The sequence below is a fragment of the Amycolatopsis sp. NPDC102522 genome (genome assembly GCF_055584485.1).
This window is the reverse complement of the sequence record NZ_JBVJLY010000014.1, coordinates 99,675-114,626: the sequence shown is the minus strand read 5'-3', so window position 1 is coordinate 114,626 and position 14,952 is coordinate 99,675. Positions and strand designations below refer to the sequence as shown.

Below are 14,952 nucleotides of genomic sequence, written 5' to 3'. Positions count from 1 at the left end.
CCTCAAGTCTCTCGGGTTGGCCCAACAGAACGACACCTGCCGCTCACGACCACCCCGGCCTGGCGGGAAGCGTGTTCGCCGCCGGAAGGTTCACGGCACCAGGACGAGCTTGCCCCGGACGTGGCCCGTTTCGCTCTCGTCCTGGGCAGCGCCCGCTTCGGCGAGCGGGTAGACCCGGGCGATCGGCAGCTCGAGCTTGCCTTCGGCGGCGAGTGCGGCACCTTCGGCCAGCGAGCCGGGGACCTGGTCGGCGGGGGATCCCGAGGTGAAGCGGGCGCCGTGGTCGGCCGCGTCCGGCGCGGCGATGGTGACGACGCGCTTAGGGTTACCGGTCAGCTCGACGAGGGTGGCCAGCGAGCCACGCCCGGAGGTGTCGAAGGACGCGTCGACGCCCTGCGGCGCGGCGGCGCGTACGCGCTCGGCGAGTCCTTCGCCGTACTGCACCGGGACGGCGCCCAGAGAGCGAAGGTACTCATGGTTCGCTTCGCTCGCGGTGCCCACGACAGTGAGCCCGCGCGCGACGGCGAGCTGGACGGCGATCGTACCGACACCACCCGCGGCGCCATCGATGAGCAGCGTCTCGCCCTTCTGGAGGTCCAGCAGGTTGAGGGCGCGGTAGGCGGTGTTGACGACCACGGGCAGCGCCGCGGCCAGCTCCCAGGACAGCGGCTCGGGCTTGCGGATCAAGCTCCCCGCCTCCGCGAGGACGTACTCCGCGTATCCGCCGATACCGGTCCCCAGGACTTCGTCGCCGGTCGTGAAAGCGATGACGCCCTCGCCGACCGCGTCGATCACACCCGCGACGTCTCCACCGGGGACGGCGGGGAACTCCGTCGGGAACACCGCGGCCATCAGCCCGGACCGGATCTTCCAGTCGATCGGGTTCACGCTCGCGGCCCGGACGGCGACCCTGACCTGGCCGGGGCCGGGCTCGGGAAGCTCCCGTTCGAGGACGCGCAGGACCCCTGAGTCGCCGAATTCGGTGAACGCGATCGAGCGGTAGGTGTCCGTCATACCGGCGACAACCGCCGCTCGACCGTCGCTATTCCGGCGGTTTCCCGAACCAGCCGTAGTCGCCGGGGATGATCTGCAGGCTGTCGGCGATGTCGAGCAGCGCGGCCTGATCCCGTTTGCCCGACACGGTGAGCCATCGCCCGCCGTCGACCTGGACGGTCACCGCCCCGTTCTGATGCCCGAGCGCCCCTTCCCGCTCGGGGAGGTAGCTGCCGTCGCGACCCTTCACCTTGACGGGAACAGGTTCCGCGCCGTCCGGCTCCGGGCGGTCGCCGCTGAGCGACGCCGTCACGACAGCCGCCGAGGCGGGCTGCCCGGCCTGCGCGGCTTCCAGTTCGGTCGCGCCCCCGCTGACCTTCATGAACGTCCTCACCCCCGACAGTTCCAGGCCGGCGGGCAGCCGTCCGAACCGCAGTTCCCCCGAGACCCGGGCGCGGTTGTCCGGCACCATCTCTTCGGCGATCCGCTCGCCGACCGCGCGCGGATCCTTGATGTTGAGCAGCCTCATGGTCAGCAGGTAGACGTCGTCGGGCGACCAGGTCAGCATCGTTCCCTGGCCGTAGACCTCGACGGCCATGCCGACCCTGCCGCGCACGATGATCTGGTTCGGCGCGGGTGCGATCGTCCACGGCCCGGACCGTTCGTCGCTCAACGGCGTGCTGGTCAGCTGGATCTGGCCGAACTCGCCGCCGCCCCACTCCCGCATCTGCGGTGCGGGATAGGGCTTCGCGCTCCGGCTCGTTTCCCGGAAGCCGTCGGGCAGCCAGCCGGGCTTGTACGGCAGCACCGCCCAATCGGCGTTGCGCTGCGCGGCCGGGGGAACCGCGGTGAAGGCCCGCAGGCCCAGCGGGACACCGAGCGCGATGATCGCGACCGCGGCCGCGACCAGCGCCAGTGCCATCGTCGGGCGGCTTCGCGACCGCTGGGCCAGCGCGTCGCGGATCTCGGCCCCGTCGGGCGCTCTCGTCGCGAGGTGGTCGAGGCTCTCCCGGATCAGGTCCTCGGTGTTCTCTTCACTCAGTCGGGTCATTTGCGGGCTCCCGTGGGCTGAACAGACGAGGACGGATCGGTTTCCCGCAGGGTCGCGAGCGCGCGCGAGATCTGGCTGCGCACGGTCGACGTCGTGCAGCGGAGTACCGCGCCGATCTCCTCGTCGGAGTAGTTCTCGTAGTAGCGGAGCACGATCGCGGCGCGTTGTTTGCGCGGGAGCTTCGCGAGCCTGTCCAGCATCGCGTCGCGTTCGTCGTATTCGACAGCGTGATCGGAGACCGGCGGGCTCACCAGATCGAGTACCTCCGGCGACGACGGCACCACGCGGCGGACCGCCAGTCGCCGTCGCCACGACAGGTACTCGTTGGTCACCATCCGGCGGACGTACGTCGGTGGCGAGTCGATCCTCGTCCAGCGTTGCTGGGCGCGCAGCAGTACCTCCTGCACGATGTCCTGCGCCAGGTACGGATCGTCGGTCAGGACGGTCGCGTAGCGCAGGAGCCCGTCCAGGCGATCCGCGACGAACTCGTCGAAGGTCGCAGGCACGTGGTCCCCCTCAGCCGATGGTCTCGCTCTAGTGACGCACGGGGCCACCCGGCTGATGCATCGGGACCCGAACTTTCTCGGGTGAAGGTGATCACCGCACGGCGGTCTCCAGCCGGACGAAGGCGAACCCGGTCGTCGCGAGCTCCTCGCCCGAGGGGCTGGTGGCCGCCGGACGGCGTTCGCCGTCGTGCACCACCAGCAGGCCGTGCGGGAACAGCGGGCCCAGCGGCCGGGTGGTGATCGCCGCGCCGTCGGAGTGCTCGACCGAGTCGGTCCCGCGGCCGGCGACGATCCGGAAGTCGCGTCGCGCGGTGCCGTCGCGGTCGTAGACCACGAACCGCGAGTCGCCCTGGCTCGACGCGAGCAGCTTGCCGCCTGCCAGCGCCAGCCCCTCGGCGTCCGCGGTCAGCCACTTGCCGCCGAAACCGGGGTCAGGACCGTCGGCGACGCACTCCTCGGTCGCTTCGTCGAAACGCTGCGGCACCCCGAACGAACGCACCTTGTCGATCAGCTCGGGACGGCCGAAACCGCCGCCGTTCACCGGGATACGCCAGATCCCGACGTCCTCCTGCGCGGTGTAGAGCACGCGGTGCTCGACGTCGAGGACCGAACCTTCCAGCTGAGGGCGCTCGCCCGGGTCACCGCACGGCGACCACGTCTTCCCGTTCGGCAGCCGGAACTCCGACGGCAGGTCGATCGTGCCGATCGGCGCCGTGCCGACGGTACCGCCCGGTTTGTCGACAAGTCGCAAAAGTGCCACGCGGGTCTCGTGCCGCCGGGTCACCGCGACCCAGCGCGCGCCGGTGCGCGGGTCGCGCCCGGCGGTGAGCCCGTACGCCGTCCGCTGTTCGTCCACTTCGGACTCCGACGCGGAGAAAACCGGCGCGGCGGAGGGATCCGTGACGTCCCGCAGCACGTGCGAGCCGGCCGCGGCACCGGCGGGGTCGATCCGGTAGACGCGCACGCGGTCCCGGCCGCGGTCGCTCACCACCGCGAGATCGCCGACGACGTCGACGTTGTTGAAGCGCCCGCCCGCAGGCACGGCGAGCTGCTGGAGCTGCCGCGCCTTCAGATCGAACGCGGCCAGCCCGCCTTCTTTGAGGGTGCCGAGCACGACGCTGGCCGAAGAGTCCTTCGGGTGCACCCAGATCGCCGGGTCGTCGGCATCGGCGTTGGCCGGATCGGCGCTCGCGTCGTCGACGAACGCCCTGGTCTGGGCCACGGGCGACGGATCGGTGCTCGCTTCGGCGGGCACCCCGGTGAGCAGGGAGGCCGCAACAAGGGGGACGAGGGCGATGCGCATCTTCGGGAAGTTAGCCGCGCGGGGTGTCCGGCCGGTGAACGCCGTCGGTCAGGTAGTACTGCGCGACCGGGGCCAGCATCGCGACGACCTCGTCCTCCGAGGCGGCGACCAGCGGCGGGAGCCCGATGACGTAGCGCAGCAGCGCGAATCCGACCATCTGCGCGGCGATCCCGGCCACCCGGACCTTCGGCACGCCGCGCGCCTCGGCGACCCGCGCCAGCACCGCCCGTTCCAGGAACTGCCGCATCATGGTCGCGACCTGCTCGTTCGTGGTCGCGGACCGGATCATCGCGAGGAAGGGCGCGCGGCCCTCCGGCGCCTGCCACAGGCCGAGGAACGCGCGGACGAGGCGCTCGCCGATCTCGTCTTCGGGGCCTTCGAGGATCCGGGGGACCAGCTCACCGGGGTCGACCGGCAGGTTCATCGACGCGGCGAAGAGCCGTTGCTTGGTCCCGAAGAAATGGTGCAGCAGCGCGGCGTTGACCCCGGCGTCGGCCGCGATGCCGCGCACGGTCGCCCCGTCGTAACCCTGTTCGGCGAATCTGCGCCGTGCCGCGTCGAGGATCTCCTCCCGCGTCTCGTTCTGCCCCGGCCGCCGCCCCGCCTGTGCCATTCCGCGAGCTTAGAACGCCCTTGACTACGCTTGCCCCCATGTCAGTCGCAGTCAGGGTCATCCCGTGTCTCGACGTCGACGCGGGCCGTGTGGTGAAGGGCGTCAACTTCGCCGACCTGCGCGACGCCGGCGACCCCGTCGAGCTCGCCAGCCGCTATGACGCCGAGGGTGCGGACGAGCTCACGTTCCTCGACGTCACGGCCTCCTCCGGGGACCGCGAGACCACCTTCGACGTCGTCCGCCGGACCGCCGAGCAGGTGTTCATCCCGCTCACCGTCGGTGGCGGCGTGCGCACGAACGACGACGTCAACCGGCTGCTGCGCACCGGCGCGGACAAGGTGAGCATCAACACCGCGGCCATCGCGCGGCCGGAGTTCCTGCGCGAGGCGTCCCGCCGGTTCGGCGCGCAGTGCGTCGTGCTGTCGGTGGACGCCCGCCGGGTCCCCGAGGGCACCGAACCGACGCCGTCCGGGTTCGAGGTGACCACGCACGGCGGCCGCCGCGGCACCGGGATCGACGCCGTCGAGTGGGCCGCGCGCGGTGAAGAACTCGGCGTCGGCGAGATCCTGCTCAACTCGATGGACGCCGACGGCACCAAGAACGGCTTCGACCTCGATCTCCTGACCCAGGTACGCGCGGCCGTCCGTGTCCCGGTGATCGCCAGCGGCGGCGCCGGCGCGCTCGAACACTTCCTGCCCGCCGTCGAGGCCGGCGCGGACGCGGTGCTCGCGGCCAGCGTGTTCCACTTCGGACAGTTGAAGATCGGCGAGGTCAAGAGCGCCCTGCGCGCCGGGGGAGTCGTGGTCCGGTGATCCCGAAGAAGTGGAAGGCCTCCACCGAGGTCAAGGTCGTCTGCGCGATGCTGCTCGGGCTCGGCGTCGCGTACGTCGGGATGGCCGCGATCCTCATGTTCGCGCCGTATTCCACCGCGCGGACGTTCCTGCTGCCGGGAACGTCGGTGGTGCTCGGCGGTCTCGTCGTGGCGGGGCTGGTGCTGAGGATGCGTTCGGCGCGGTTCGCCGGTTTCGGCGTCAGCTTCCTGTTCGCGTTGCTGCACGCCCTGTCCATGCTGGCGGCGGAACTCTTCTGGGTGAAGATCGTCTCCGGGCTCCTGTTCGCCGGGTACATCTACACGGCGGTCCTGCTCAACTCGATGCCGGTGAAACGGCACCTTCTCGGAGCCACGAATGACGCTTGACCCCGCCCTCTCGGATCGCTTGAAGCGCAACGCCGACGGGCTGATCGCCGCCGTCGTCGTCGAACACTCCACATCGGACGTCCTGATGATGGCTTGGATGAACGACGAGGCGCTGGAACGCACCCTCACCACCCGGCGCGGGACCTACTATTCGCGCAGCCGCGGCGAACTGTGGGTGAAGGGCGAGACTTCCGGCCACGTCCAGCACGTGCGCGAGGTGCGGATCGACTGCGACGGCGATACCGTCCTGCTGCGCGTCGAGCAGACCGGCCCGGCCTGTCACACCGGCACGCACACCTGTTTCGACACCGACGAACGGCTGCTGCTGGCCGACGAGAGCGAGAACCCGTGAATGTCGTCGCCAACGTCCTGGTCGGCATCGTCGCGCTGATCCACCTGTACATCGTCGTGCTCGAAATGTTCCTGTGGACGACTCCGCGTGCTCGCGCCTCCTTCGGTACCACCGAGGAGTTCGCGAAGGAGAGTTCCGCGCTCGCGGCGAATCAGGGGCTGTACAACGGTTTCCTCGCCGCCGCGCTGATCTGGGGCTTGATCGCGACCGGCAGCACCGCTTGGCAGTTCAAGATCTTCGGTCTCGCCTGCGTGATCGTGGCCGGGCTCTACGGGACGGCGACGGCGAGCAAGAAGATCTTCTTCGTGCAGGTGGTCCCGGGCACACTGGCGTTGATCGCGGTGCTGATCGCGGGCTGACCTCCTGCTCACTTGAACGCTCGGCGAACGTTCGCGGTTGCCCGGGAGCGAGATGGACCTCGTTGGCCGGAAAAGCCGCTGTCCCCGGCTAACCTCAGTGCATGAAGCTGGGGCGAGGGAAGAGAAGACCGGCCGAGCGCGACCGTGTGAGACGACGTCAGCACGTCGCCGGACGGCCTCTGCCCGCTTCGGATGTCGACGCCGTCAAGAGCCTTGCCGCGCAGACGGTGCACGGAGAAGTCGCCGTTCCGCTTATCGAAAGACTGTCGCACTACAAGGTGCGCGCACTGGCTTTGTCGGTGCTCTGGCTGGGCTTCTTCGTCATCTGCCAGACAGCTATCGGCGGCGCACCGGCCCCGCTGTCTTTCTTTGTATTCCTCGGATTTCCGGTGTGCCTGTACGCCGCCTGGCTCTGGCGCGAACGGTATCGCTCGGCCTCGAAGACCGGCTTGCGCGAGGCCACCGCGACGGTGCGGCCGGGCTGGCTGTTCCCCAAGATCGACGTGTACTTCGAAAACGAGTACAAGTTTCTCGCCACGCGACGGTCGCTGAGGATCGCGCCCAGGGTCAAGAAGGTTCCGGTCTTCGTCGGCGGCGAAGGAACGGACATGATCGTGATCTTCCCGCGAGGACGGTTCCGCAAAGACACGCTTTACGCGGTTCCCGTCAAGGAGATCGAGCCGGACACGGACTGAGCCCGCCCGGCAGGACCTTGGTCCCTTCTCGGCCAGGACTTTCCGGGCGTACGCTTCTCCCAGGTCAAGGGCGACCAGACGAGTTCCTCTGGGGGGAACGACGTCGGCCGCCTGAATGGGGCGTTCGCATGGTTGTCAAAGAAGTGACGGCGGAGACGTACTGGCTCAGACGAACCAGATATCTCGCCTTCAGCATGCTCGTGGGTGTGGGCGGGCCCGCCGTGATGGTGGGGCTCCTCCAGCTCGCTCCTGAAATCGGAGTCTTCGAGGGCTGGTCCGATGGCGCGGGAATGATCACGATCGGCATCCTGCTCGTGACCGCGGCGCTGGCGGTTGTCTGCGGACATCGGGTGTGGGTCAACGACCGCCTCTTGGACAAGGCGGTGGCCGAACTCCCGGCCTCCTCGACCTTGGACGGCGTCGATCCGGAAACGGAGACGCGACGGCTGCTCACCTTGTGCCGGAGAGTGTGGCGTTACACGATCGGCTGGGTCCCGCTGGCGGTCGCGATCGTGGCCTTAGAGGTGAATTACCTGCCTGATCCGGCCGACGATCGCCAGGCCGCCGTCGCCGCGACGGTGTTGTTGAGCCTGGCCGGCGTCGGGGCGGGGCTGTTCATGAAGGAGGCTTGGCGCAGGCGGTACCGGTCCGTCCTCGCCACCGGATGGCACCCCGCGACGGTGACCGTGAAAGTGGACTACGAGGCGCCGAACCCGCATCGCGAGCCCCGGATCTTCGAGGTGAAGTACCCCGACGGCGAGCGGATCCGGTTGCGTGGTCTGCGGTTCACGTTCCGCAACGGCCTTCGTTTCAGTTGGCGTCCCGACATTCCGGTCTGGATCGGCGGTGAAGGCGAGACCATGGTCTTGTTGTTCTCCCGTGGGCCCTCGATTCCTCCGTGCGCGGTGCCGGCCAGGCTCATCCCATGAGCGACGGCAGATACGTCTGGCCGGAGACCTACATGAACCGGCGGGATCTTCTCCGGGTGCTCTCCTGTCGATAGGGACGATCGGCGCGGTCTTCGCCGATCGCCGCAGCAGGCGCAACGCGCGCCGCTACGACGCGACGTTCGCGGCGGCGAAGGCCGCTGAGGAGCCGTTTCCGGCGGAAGCGCTCGGTATGGAACTCGACGAGGTCATCGGGGACCTCGAAACGCGACGGCTACTTCCGTTCGGACGCCGCGCGCTCCTGCTGACGATCTTCTGGGCGGGGGTGCTGGCCGCCGGGATAGCGGGCATTCTCCGCGCGGTGGCGAACTCGTCGCTTCCCGGCTATGACACCACTTCCACGGGCACGGGCTGCTCGTGTTCGGCTCGATCCTCGCCCTCACTTTCGGTTCCGTCATCGGTATGAACTCACTGCTGGCCGCGACGCGGTGGCCGCGGCGGTATCGGTCGGTCGCGGCGACGGGCTGGCGCGAGGCGCGGGCGACGGGGGAACCGCGCTCCGTGGGGTCTCGTTTCGGCTCGCCGGCGGATATCCGGCTCGACTTCCCGGACGGGGCCGAAAGGCACGTGGCGACGTGGGATTCCACCTGTCACGTCGTTCGTCCTTACCGGGACAGGCGGGACGTACCGGTGTGGGTCGGCGGAGAAGGGGAGGACATGGTGGTGCTGTTCCCCTACGGCCGGCTTTCGGCCAAACGGTACGCGGTTCCAGCCGCCGAAATGGCAGGCGCGAGAACGGATCCCTGATGCCTCAAGCGTCCACTGTGGACACTTTCCGCGGGACTGAATGTCCGATTCGTGGCGAAATGAGCGATTCCGTCAAGGGGTCGTGAGTGGCAAGGGTCGTTCTAACCCTCTTTATCACTCACGACCCCTTTGCGCAGCTGTGCAAAGCGCCCAAATCGGGCACCGTGATCCGGATTGGCGTCCCTTGTGGACAGTCGCGCCTCGGTCCCTGATCACTTGTGCGCTCGGCGAAACCGCACGGACGTCTCAGTCGATGTCCCCGGTCAGGTAGCGCTGCACCGTCGGCGCGATCGCGGTCACCAGCGGGTCGATCTCGCTCGTCGTCATCGGCTCGAACTTCGCGACGTACCGCACCAGCCCCATCCCGACCAGCTGGGAAGCGCAGAGCGAGGTCCGCAGTTCGACGCGGTCCGAGCCGAGTCCGGCGATGATCTTCGTGAAGAAGTTCTGGAAGAAGCCGCGCAGCACCAGCGCGGCCTGTTCGTGCCCGGCGACGCTGCGGACGAGCGCTTGGAACACCTCGCCGCCCGCGCCGTCCCAGCGGGTGAGGAACGTCCGGACGATCCGGCGCCCGAACTCCTCGTCCGGGCCGTTCGTCAGTTCCGCGAGCAGTTCGTGCGGGTCGAACGGCAGCTTCAGCACGGCTTGGGCGAACAGCCCTTCCTTGCTGCCGAACCAGTGGTTGACCATCGCCGCGTCGACCCCGGCGCGGGTCGCGATCGCGCGGACCGTCGCACCGTCGAAGCCGCTCTCGCCGAACACCGCGCGCGCCGCTTCGATCAGCGCGGTCCGGGTGTCCTGCCCGCCGGGCCGCCGTCCCCGGCGCCGGACGGTAGTGTCTTCACCAGCCATGGCGTCATCATGAACGGACCCGGCGCGAAATTCAACAATCCTTGAATTCATCCCCCGGTCCCCGCCCGTCCGGCGGTGCAGCACAATGAGGTCCATGGTCAGCGCCGCAAACGCCAGCCCGTCGGGGCTCGGCTCGGTCAGCCCTTCGCGCGACGAGTTCCGCGCGCTCGCCGAGGGCCGACGCGTCATCCCCGTTGTCCGCCGCGTGCTCGCCGACGGTGAGACCCCCATCGGGGTCTACCGCAAGCTCGCCGCCGACAGGCCGGGGACGTTCCTGTTCGAATCGGCGGAGAACGGCGCTTCCTGGAGCCGATGGTCGTTCATCGGCGTCGACAGCCCCGCCGCGTTGACCGTGCGTGACGGCAAGGCCGTGTGGACCGGCACCCCGCCGGTCGGCCTGCCGACCGAGGGCGACCCGCTCACGGTGCTGCGCGAGACCGTCGCCGCGCTCCACACCGAGCAGCTGCCCGGCATGCCGCCGCTCACCGGCGGGATGGTCGGCTACATCGGCTACGACGCCGTCCGCTGGCTCGAACGGCTCTCCGAACTCGCCGAGCGCGACCTCGACATCCCCGAGCTCACCATGCTCCTGGCGACCGACTTGGCCGCCTTCGACCACCACGAGGGCACCGTCACGCTGATCGCCAACGCGGTCAACTGGGACGACTCGCCCGAGCGGGTCGACGCCGCGTACGACGACGCCGTCGCGCGCCTCGGCGCGATGACCCGGCAGCTGCACGTCGCGGCCCCGGCCACGGCCGCCGTCTTCGACCGCCCCGCGCCCGAATTCACGCGCCGCCGCTCCAAGCCGGACTTCCACGCGGCCGTCGAGAAGGCCGTCGAGGCGATCAAGGCGGGCGAAGCGTTCCAAATCGTGCCCTCGCAACGCTTCGAGATCGAGACCCAGGCCGACGCGCTGGACGTCTACCGCGTACTGCGCACGTCCAACCCGAGCCCGTACATGTACCTGCTGCGCCTGCCCGGCTTCGACATCGTCGGATCCAGCCCGGAGTCGCTGGTCACCGTGCGGGACGGCCGCGCGACCACGCATCCGATCGCGGGCACCCGCTGGCGCGGCGCCGATCCGGAAGAGGACGCGCAGCTCGCCAAGGACCTGCTCGCGGACGAGAAGGAGCGCGCCGAGCACCTGATGCTCGTCGACCTCGGCCGCAACGACCTCGGCAAGGTCTGCAAGCCCGGCACCGTGCGCGTCGTCGACTTCTTCGACGTCGAGCGCTACAGCCACGTCATGCACATCGTCTCGACGGTCACCGGCGAACTCCTCGACGACAAGACGGCCTTCGACGCGGTCGCGGCCTGTTTCCCGGCAGGGACGCTCTCGGGCGCGCCGAAGGTCCGCGCGATGCAGCTGATCGAGGAGCTGGAGCCGACCCGCAGGGCGCTTTACGGCGGCGTCGTCGGTTACCTCGACTTCGCCGGGGACGCCGACACGGCGATCGCGATCCGCACCGCGCTGATGAAGGACGGCGTCGCGTACGTCCAGGCGGGCGGGGGAGTGGTCGCCGACTCGGTGGCCGACTACGAGGACAACGAGTCGCTCAACAAGGCCCGCACCGTGCTGTCCGCCGTCGCGGCGGCGCAGACGATGATCGCGGCGGACGAACTCGACCCGGCGGGTGACAGCACCCGTGTCTGAGCTGCCGGAAAGCACTGCCCCGGAAAGCGAGGCCCCGGAAAGTACCGCCCCGCCGGCGAAGAAGGCCAAGCGTCCACTGTGGATCGCCGTGGTGGGCCTGCTGCTGGGCGCGGTCGCGCTGTGGGGGTCCTCACAGCTCGTGTGGTTCGCCGAGTTCCGTGACGGCGGGGTGCGCGGCACCGTGGTGTACACGGAAATCGGTTCAACGCGGGCGGTCGCGCTGATTCCGCTCGCGCTGCTGGCCCTGGCGGGTACGGCGGGCCTGATCGCCACCGGTGGCTGGCCACGCCGGGTGCTCGGAGTGGTACTCGCCGTGTCCGGTGTCGCCGCGGTGTGGATCGGCGTGGCGGACGGCCCGTTCACCGGATTCGCCGACGGGTTGCCGGTCGCCCAGCTGCTGGGAGCCCGCGGGCTGGCGATCCTCGGGGGAATTCTCGTGGCCGCGGGCGGGTTGGCAGCCATCAAGGGCGCGGGCCGGATGCCACGCCTCGGCGCGAAGTACTCGGCGCCGGGGACGAAGAAGCGGGCCGCGAAGGATCCGGAGACCGAGCTGTGGGAGGCGCTGTCCGAAGGCGAAGATCCCACCGCGACCCGGTGACGGCGACGGATTTCGCGGGTTTCGGGGATCTTTCCCGGCAAAGATGACACGGTTGGCATTCGGAGTAACGGACATACCCGGAACCAGGCCGTATCCGTGCGGGGGTTAGCATCATTTCGGCGGGAAGGGGAAGGTTTTTGTGAGCGACCTTGCGAAGGAATCCGTGAGTACGACAGCCGGTGAGGGACTCCGGTGAGCGTGCTCGAAGACATCGTCGCCGGCGTCCGTGCCGATCTCGCCGAGCGCGAGGCGGTTCTGCCGTTCGACGAACTGAAGAAGCGTGCGACCCAGGTCGCACCTCCCCGTGACGTGCTCGCGGCCCTGCGTGAGTCCGGCATCGGCGTCATCGCCGAGGTGAAGCGGCGCAGCCCGTCCAAGGGCGATCTGGCCGAGATCCCGGATCCGGCCGCGCTGGCGAAGGACTACGCCGACGGCGGAGCCCGGGTCATCAGCGTGCTGACCGAGCAGCGGCGGTTCGGCGGTTCGCTCGCCGACCTCGACGCGGTCCGCGCGGCGGTCGACATCCCGGTGCTGCGCAAGGACTTCATCGTCAGCCCGTACCAGGTCCACGAGGCGCGGCTGCACGGCGCGGACATGGTGCTGCTGATCGTGGCGGCGCTGGAGCAGAACGCCCTGATCGCGTTGCTGGACCGGGTCGAATCCCTCGGGATGACGGCGCTGGTCGAGATCCACAACGCCGAAGAGGCCGACAAGGCCCTCGAAGCCGGCGCGAAGGTGATCGGCGTCAACGCCCGCAACCTGCACACCCTCGAGGTCGACAGGGACGTCTTCTCGCGGCTGGCCCCCGGCCTGCCGATGGACGTCTTCAAGATCGCCGAGTCCGGTGTCCGCGGCCCCGGTGACCTGATGTCCTACGCGGGTCACGGCGCCGACGCCGTCCTCGTGGGTGAAGGCCTCGTCGCTTCCGGCGACCCGAAGGGCGCGCTGGTCAAGCTGGTCACGGCCGGTTCGCACCCCGCGTGCCCGAGGCCTTCCCGATGACCACCGAATACACCGAAACACCGCACGGCGAGCACGACCCGGACGAGCGGGGCTACTACGGCCCGTACGGCGGCCGGTTCATGCCCGAGGCTCTGATCGGCGTCGTCGACGAGGTCGCGGCGGAATACGACAAGGCGAGGACCGACCCGGACTTCGTCAACGAGTTCCGTCGCCTGCTGCGTGATTACGCCGGCCGTCCGTCGCTGCTCACCGAAGCCAAGCGCTTCGGTGAGCACGCCGGCGGCGCCCGGATCTTCCTCAAACGCGAGGATCTGAACCACACCGGTTCGCACAAGATCAACAACGTGCTCGGCCAGGCGCTGCTCACCAAGCGGATGGGCAAGAAGCGGGTCATCGCCGAGACCGGGGCCGGGCAGCACGGCGTGGCCACTGCCACCGCCTGCGCACTGCTGGACCTGGAATGCATCGTCTACATGGGCGAGGTCGACACCGAGCGGCAGTCGCTGAACGTCGCCCGCATGAAGCTGCTCGGCGCCGAGGTCATTCCGGTGAAGACGGGTTCGCGCACGCTCAAGGACGCGATCAACGAGGCACTGCGCGACTGGGTCACGAACGCCGACACCACGCACTACCTGTTCGGCACGGCGGCCGGCCCGTACCCGTTCCCGATGATGGTGCGGAACTTCCACAAGATCATCGGCGAGGAGGCCCGCGTCCAGATCCTGGAGCAGGCCGGACGCCTGCCTGACGCCGTCGCGGCCTGCGTCGGCGGCGGATCGAACGCGATCGGGATCTTCCACGGCTTCATCGACGACGCCTCCGTGCGCCTGATCGGTCTCGAACCGGGCGGCGAGGGCATCGAGGGCAACCGTCACGGCGCCACGCTGACCAAGGGCACGCCGGGCAACCTGCACGGCGCGATGACGTACCTGCTGCAGGACGAGGACGGCCAGACCGTCGAGTCGCACTCGATCTCCGCGGGCCTGGACTACCCGGGCGTCGGCCCGGAGCACTCGTGGCTCAAGGACAGCGGCCGCGCCGAGTACCGGCCGGTGACCGACGCCGAGGCGATGGACGCGTTCAAGCTGCTTTCGCGCACCGAGGGCATCATCCCGGCGATCGAGTCGGCGCACGCGCTGGCAGGCGCGCTGGTGCTCGGCCGCGAACTGGGTCCCGAGGGGCTCATCATCGTGAACCTGTCCGGTCGCGGCGACAAGGACATGGACACGGCCGCGAAGTACTTCGGCCTGGTGGAGAACGCATGAGTGGGCTGGACGACGTCTTCGCGAAGACCAAGGCCGAGGGACGAGGAGCCCTGATCGGGTACCTGCCCGCCGGGTTCCCCACGGTCGACGGGTCGAAGGACCTGCTGGCCGCGGTGGTCGACGGCGGCGCCGACCTGGTCGAGGTGGGCGTGCCCTACTCGGACCCGGTGATGGACGGCCCGACCATCCAAGCCGCGTCGGTGAGCGCGCTCTCCGGCGGCTTCAAACTCAAGCACCTGTTCGAGGTCGTCGAGTCGGTGTCGTCGCGCGGCGGCAAGGCCGTCGTGATGACGTACTGGAACCCCGTGCACCGCTACGGCGTCGACCGCTTCGCGCGGGACCTCGCCGCCGCGGGCGGGCTCGGCCTGATCACCCCGGACCTGATCCCGGACGAGGCGGACGCCTGGATCGCGGCGTCCGAGCAGCACGGGCTGGACCGGATCTTCCTGGTCGCGCCGTCCTCCTCGGAGGAGCGGATCGCGAAGACCGTCGCGGCGTCTTCAGGCTTCGTGTACGCCACCGCGGTGATGGGTGTGACAGGGGCTCGTGACCAGGTCGGCGTGCACGCCGAGGACCTGGTCGAGCGGGTCCGCGCGCATACGGAACTCCCGATCGGTGTCGGACTCGGCGTTCGTTCCGGCGAGCAGGCGGCGCAGGTCGCCGGGTTCGCGGACGGCGTCATCGTCGGGTCCGCGCTGGTCACGGCCGCGGCGAGCGGGACAGACGCGGTCCGCGAACTGTCGGCCGAACTGGCCGCGGGCGTGCGTAAGGCCGTCGCCCCCGCCTGAATCTGACGTGGGCTGAAGGGGCCCTTCACCGCATGCGATGCGGTGAAGGGCCCTTTCGCTGTATC

The 14,952-nt window shown here is 69.4% G+C and carries 19 protein-coding genes; 13 read left to right on the top strand and 6 right to left on the bottom strand.

Annotated elements, in window-relative coordinates; genetic code table 11:
* Positions 1-90 precede the first annotated feature (90 nt).
* From ACZ6YV_RS28765 to ACZ6YV_RS28745, 5 genes are all read right to left on the bottom strand, one after another.
* Complete coding sequence (locus ACZ6YV_RS28765; RefSeq protein WP_465512575.1) at positions 91-1,014, bottom strand: NADP-dependent oxidoreductase; 924 nt, start codon at positions 1,012-1,014, stop codon at positions 91-93.
* A 28-nt stretch (positions 1,015-1,042) separates the two neighbouring features.
* A complete protein-coding gene (locus ACZ6YV_RS28760; RefSeq protein ID WP_465512574.1) occupies positions 1,043-2,044 on the bottom strand; it encodes a hypothetical protein in 1,002 nt (333 codons plus the stop codon).
* On the bottom strand, positions 2,041-2,550 hold the full coding sequence (locus tag ACZ6YV_RS28755) for a SigE family RNA polymerase sigma factor (protein WP_378246665.1): 510 nt from the start codon (positions 2,548-2,550) through the stop codon (positions 2,041-2,043). Before ACZ6YV_RS28755 ends, ACZ6YV_RS28760 begins: the two co-directional genes overlap by 4 nt.
* A 91-nt stretch (positions 2,551-2,641) precedes the next feature.
* Complete coding sequence (locus tag ACZ6YV_RS28750) at positions 2,642-3,853, bottom strand: phytase (RefSeq protein ID WP_465512573.1); 1,212 nt, start codon at positions 3,851-3,853, stop codon at positions 2,642-2,644.
* Between the two features lie 10 nt (positions 3,854-3,863).
* Positions 3,864-4,466 (bottom strand): TetR/AcrR family transcriptional regulator, encoded by a 603-nt coding sequence (locus ACZ6YV_RS28745; RefSeq protein ID WP_465512572.1) that lies wholly within the window; start codon positions 4,464-4,466, stop codon positions 3,864-3,866.
* A 38-nt stretch (positions 4,467-4,504) separates the two neighbouring features.
* On the opposite strand from ACZ6YV_RS28745, the gene hisF reads away from it, so the two are divergent.
* From hisF to ACZ6YV_RS28705, 8 genes are all read left to right on the top strand, one after another.
* The gene (hisF, locus tag ACZ6YV_RS28740; protein ID WP_465512571.1) at positions 4,505-5,278 is read left to right on the top strand and encodes an imidazole glycerol phosphate synthase subunit HisF; all 774 of its coding nucleotides are present in this window, start codon (positions 4,505-4,507) and stop codon (positions 5,276-5,278) included.
* Positions 5,275-5,664, top strand: a complete 390-nt coding sequence (locus tag ACZ6YV_RS28735; RefSeq protein WP_465512570.1) for a hypothetical protein — start codon at positions 5,275-5,277, stop codon at positions 5,662-5,664. The genes hisF and ACZ6YV_RS28735 overlap by 4 nt, the downstream gene beginning before the upstream one ends.
* Positions 5,654-6,016, top strand: coding sequence for a phosphoribosyl-AMP cyclohydrolase (gene hisI / locus ACZ6YV_RS28730; RefSeq protein WP_465512569.1), 363 nt, complete (start codon positions 5,654-5,656; stop codon positions 6,014-6,016). Before ACZ6YV_RS28735 ends, hisI begins: the two co-directional genes overlap by 11 nt.
* On the top strand, positions 6,013-6,375 hold the full coding sequence (locus ACZ6YV_RS28725; protein ID WP_378346562.1) for a DUF1304 domain-containing protein: 363 nt from the start codon (positions 6,013-6,015) through the stop codon (positions 6,373-6,375). Before hisI ends, ACZ6YV_RS28725 begins: the two co-directional genes overlap by 4 nt.
* 101 nt (positions 6,376-6,476) lie before the next feature.
* Entirely contained in the window at positions 6,477-7,070 is a 594-nt protein-coding gene (locus ACZ6YV_RS28720) for a hypothetical protein (RefSeq protein ID WP_465512568.1), read from the top strand.
* 128 nt (positions 7,071-7,198) lie between these two features.
* Entirely contained in the window at positions 7,199-7,999 is an 801-nt protein-coding gene (locus ACZ6YV_RS28715) for a hypothetical protein (protein WP_465512567.1), read from the top strand.
* 190 nt (positions 8,000-8,189) lie between these two features.
* A complete protein-coding gene (locus tag ACZ6YV_RS28710; protein ID WP_465512566.1) occupies positions 8,190-8,423 on the top strand; it encodes a hypothetical protein in 234 nt (77 codons plus the stop codon).
* Positions 8,420-8,764 carry a hypothetical protein gene (locus ACZ6YV_RS28705; protein ID WP_465512565.1) on the top strand — a complete coding sequence of 115 codons (345 nt, stop codon included), beginning with the start codon at positions 8,420-8,422 and terminating at the stop codon, positions 8,762-8,764. Before ACZ6YV_RS28710 ends, ACZ6YV_RS28705 begins: the two co-directional genes overlap by 4 nt.
* Before the next feature lie 246 nt (positions 8,765-9,010).
* Here ACZ6YV_RS28705 and ACZ6YV_RS28700 read toward each other — a convergent pair whose 3' ends face one another.
* Entirely contained in the window at positions 9,011-9,616 is a 606-nt protein-coding gene (locus tag ACZ6YV_RS28700) for a TetR/AcrR family transcriptional regulator (protein ID WP_465512564.1), read from the bottom strand.
* 94 nt (positions 9,617-9,710) lie between these two features.
* Between ACZ6YV_RS28700 and ACZ6YV_RS28695 the strand changes: the two genes are divergently transcribed.
* The 5 genes from ACZ6YV_RS28695 (at position 9,711) to trpA (ending at position 14,887) form a co-directional block, all read left to right on the top strand.
* Positions 9,711-11,273, top strand: coding sequence for an anthranilate synthase component I (locus ACZ6YV_RS28695; protein WP_465512563.1), 1,563 nt, complete (start codon positions 9,711-9,713; stop codon positions 11,271-11,273).
* The gene (locus ACZ6YV_RS28690) at positions 11,266-11,871 is read left to right on the top strand and encodes a Trp biosynthesis-associated membrane protein (RefSeq protein ID WP_465512562.1); all 606 of its coding nucleotides are present in this window, start codon (positions 11,266-11,268) and stop codon (positions 11,869-11,871) included. The genes ACZ6YV_RS28695 and ACZ6YV_RS28690 overlap by 8 nt, the downstream gene beginning before the upstream one ends.
* Positions 11,872-12,063: 192 nt before the next feature.
* A complete protein-coding gene (gene trpC, locus ACZ6YV_RS28685) occupies positions 12,064-12,873 on the top strand; it encodes an indole-3-glycerol phosphate synthase TrpC (RefSeq protein WP_020630310.1) in 810 nt (269 codons plus the stop codon).
* Positions 12,852-14,099 carry a tryptophan synthase subunit beta gene (gene trpB, locus ACZ6YV_RS28680; RefSeq protein ID WP_465512561.1) on the top strand — a complete coding sequence of 416 codons (1,248 nt, stop codon included), beginning with the start codon at positions 12,852-12,854 and terminating at the stop codon, positions 14,097-14,099. The genes trpC and trpB overlap by 22 nt, the downstream gene beginning before the upstream one ends.
* The gene (gene trpA / locus ACZ6YV_RS28675; protein ID WP_465512560.1) at positions 14,096-14,887 is read left to right on the top strand and encodes a tryptophan synthase subunit alpha; all 792 of its coding nucleotides are present in this window, start codon (positions 14,096-14,098) and stop codon (positions 14,885-14,887) included. The genes trpB and trpA overlap by 4 nt, the downstream gene beginning before the upstream one ends.
* The last annotated feature ends 65 nt before the right edge of the window (positions 14,888-14,952 follow it).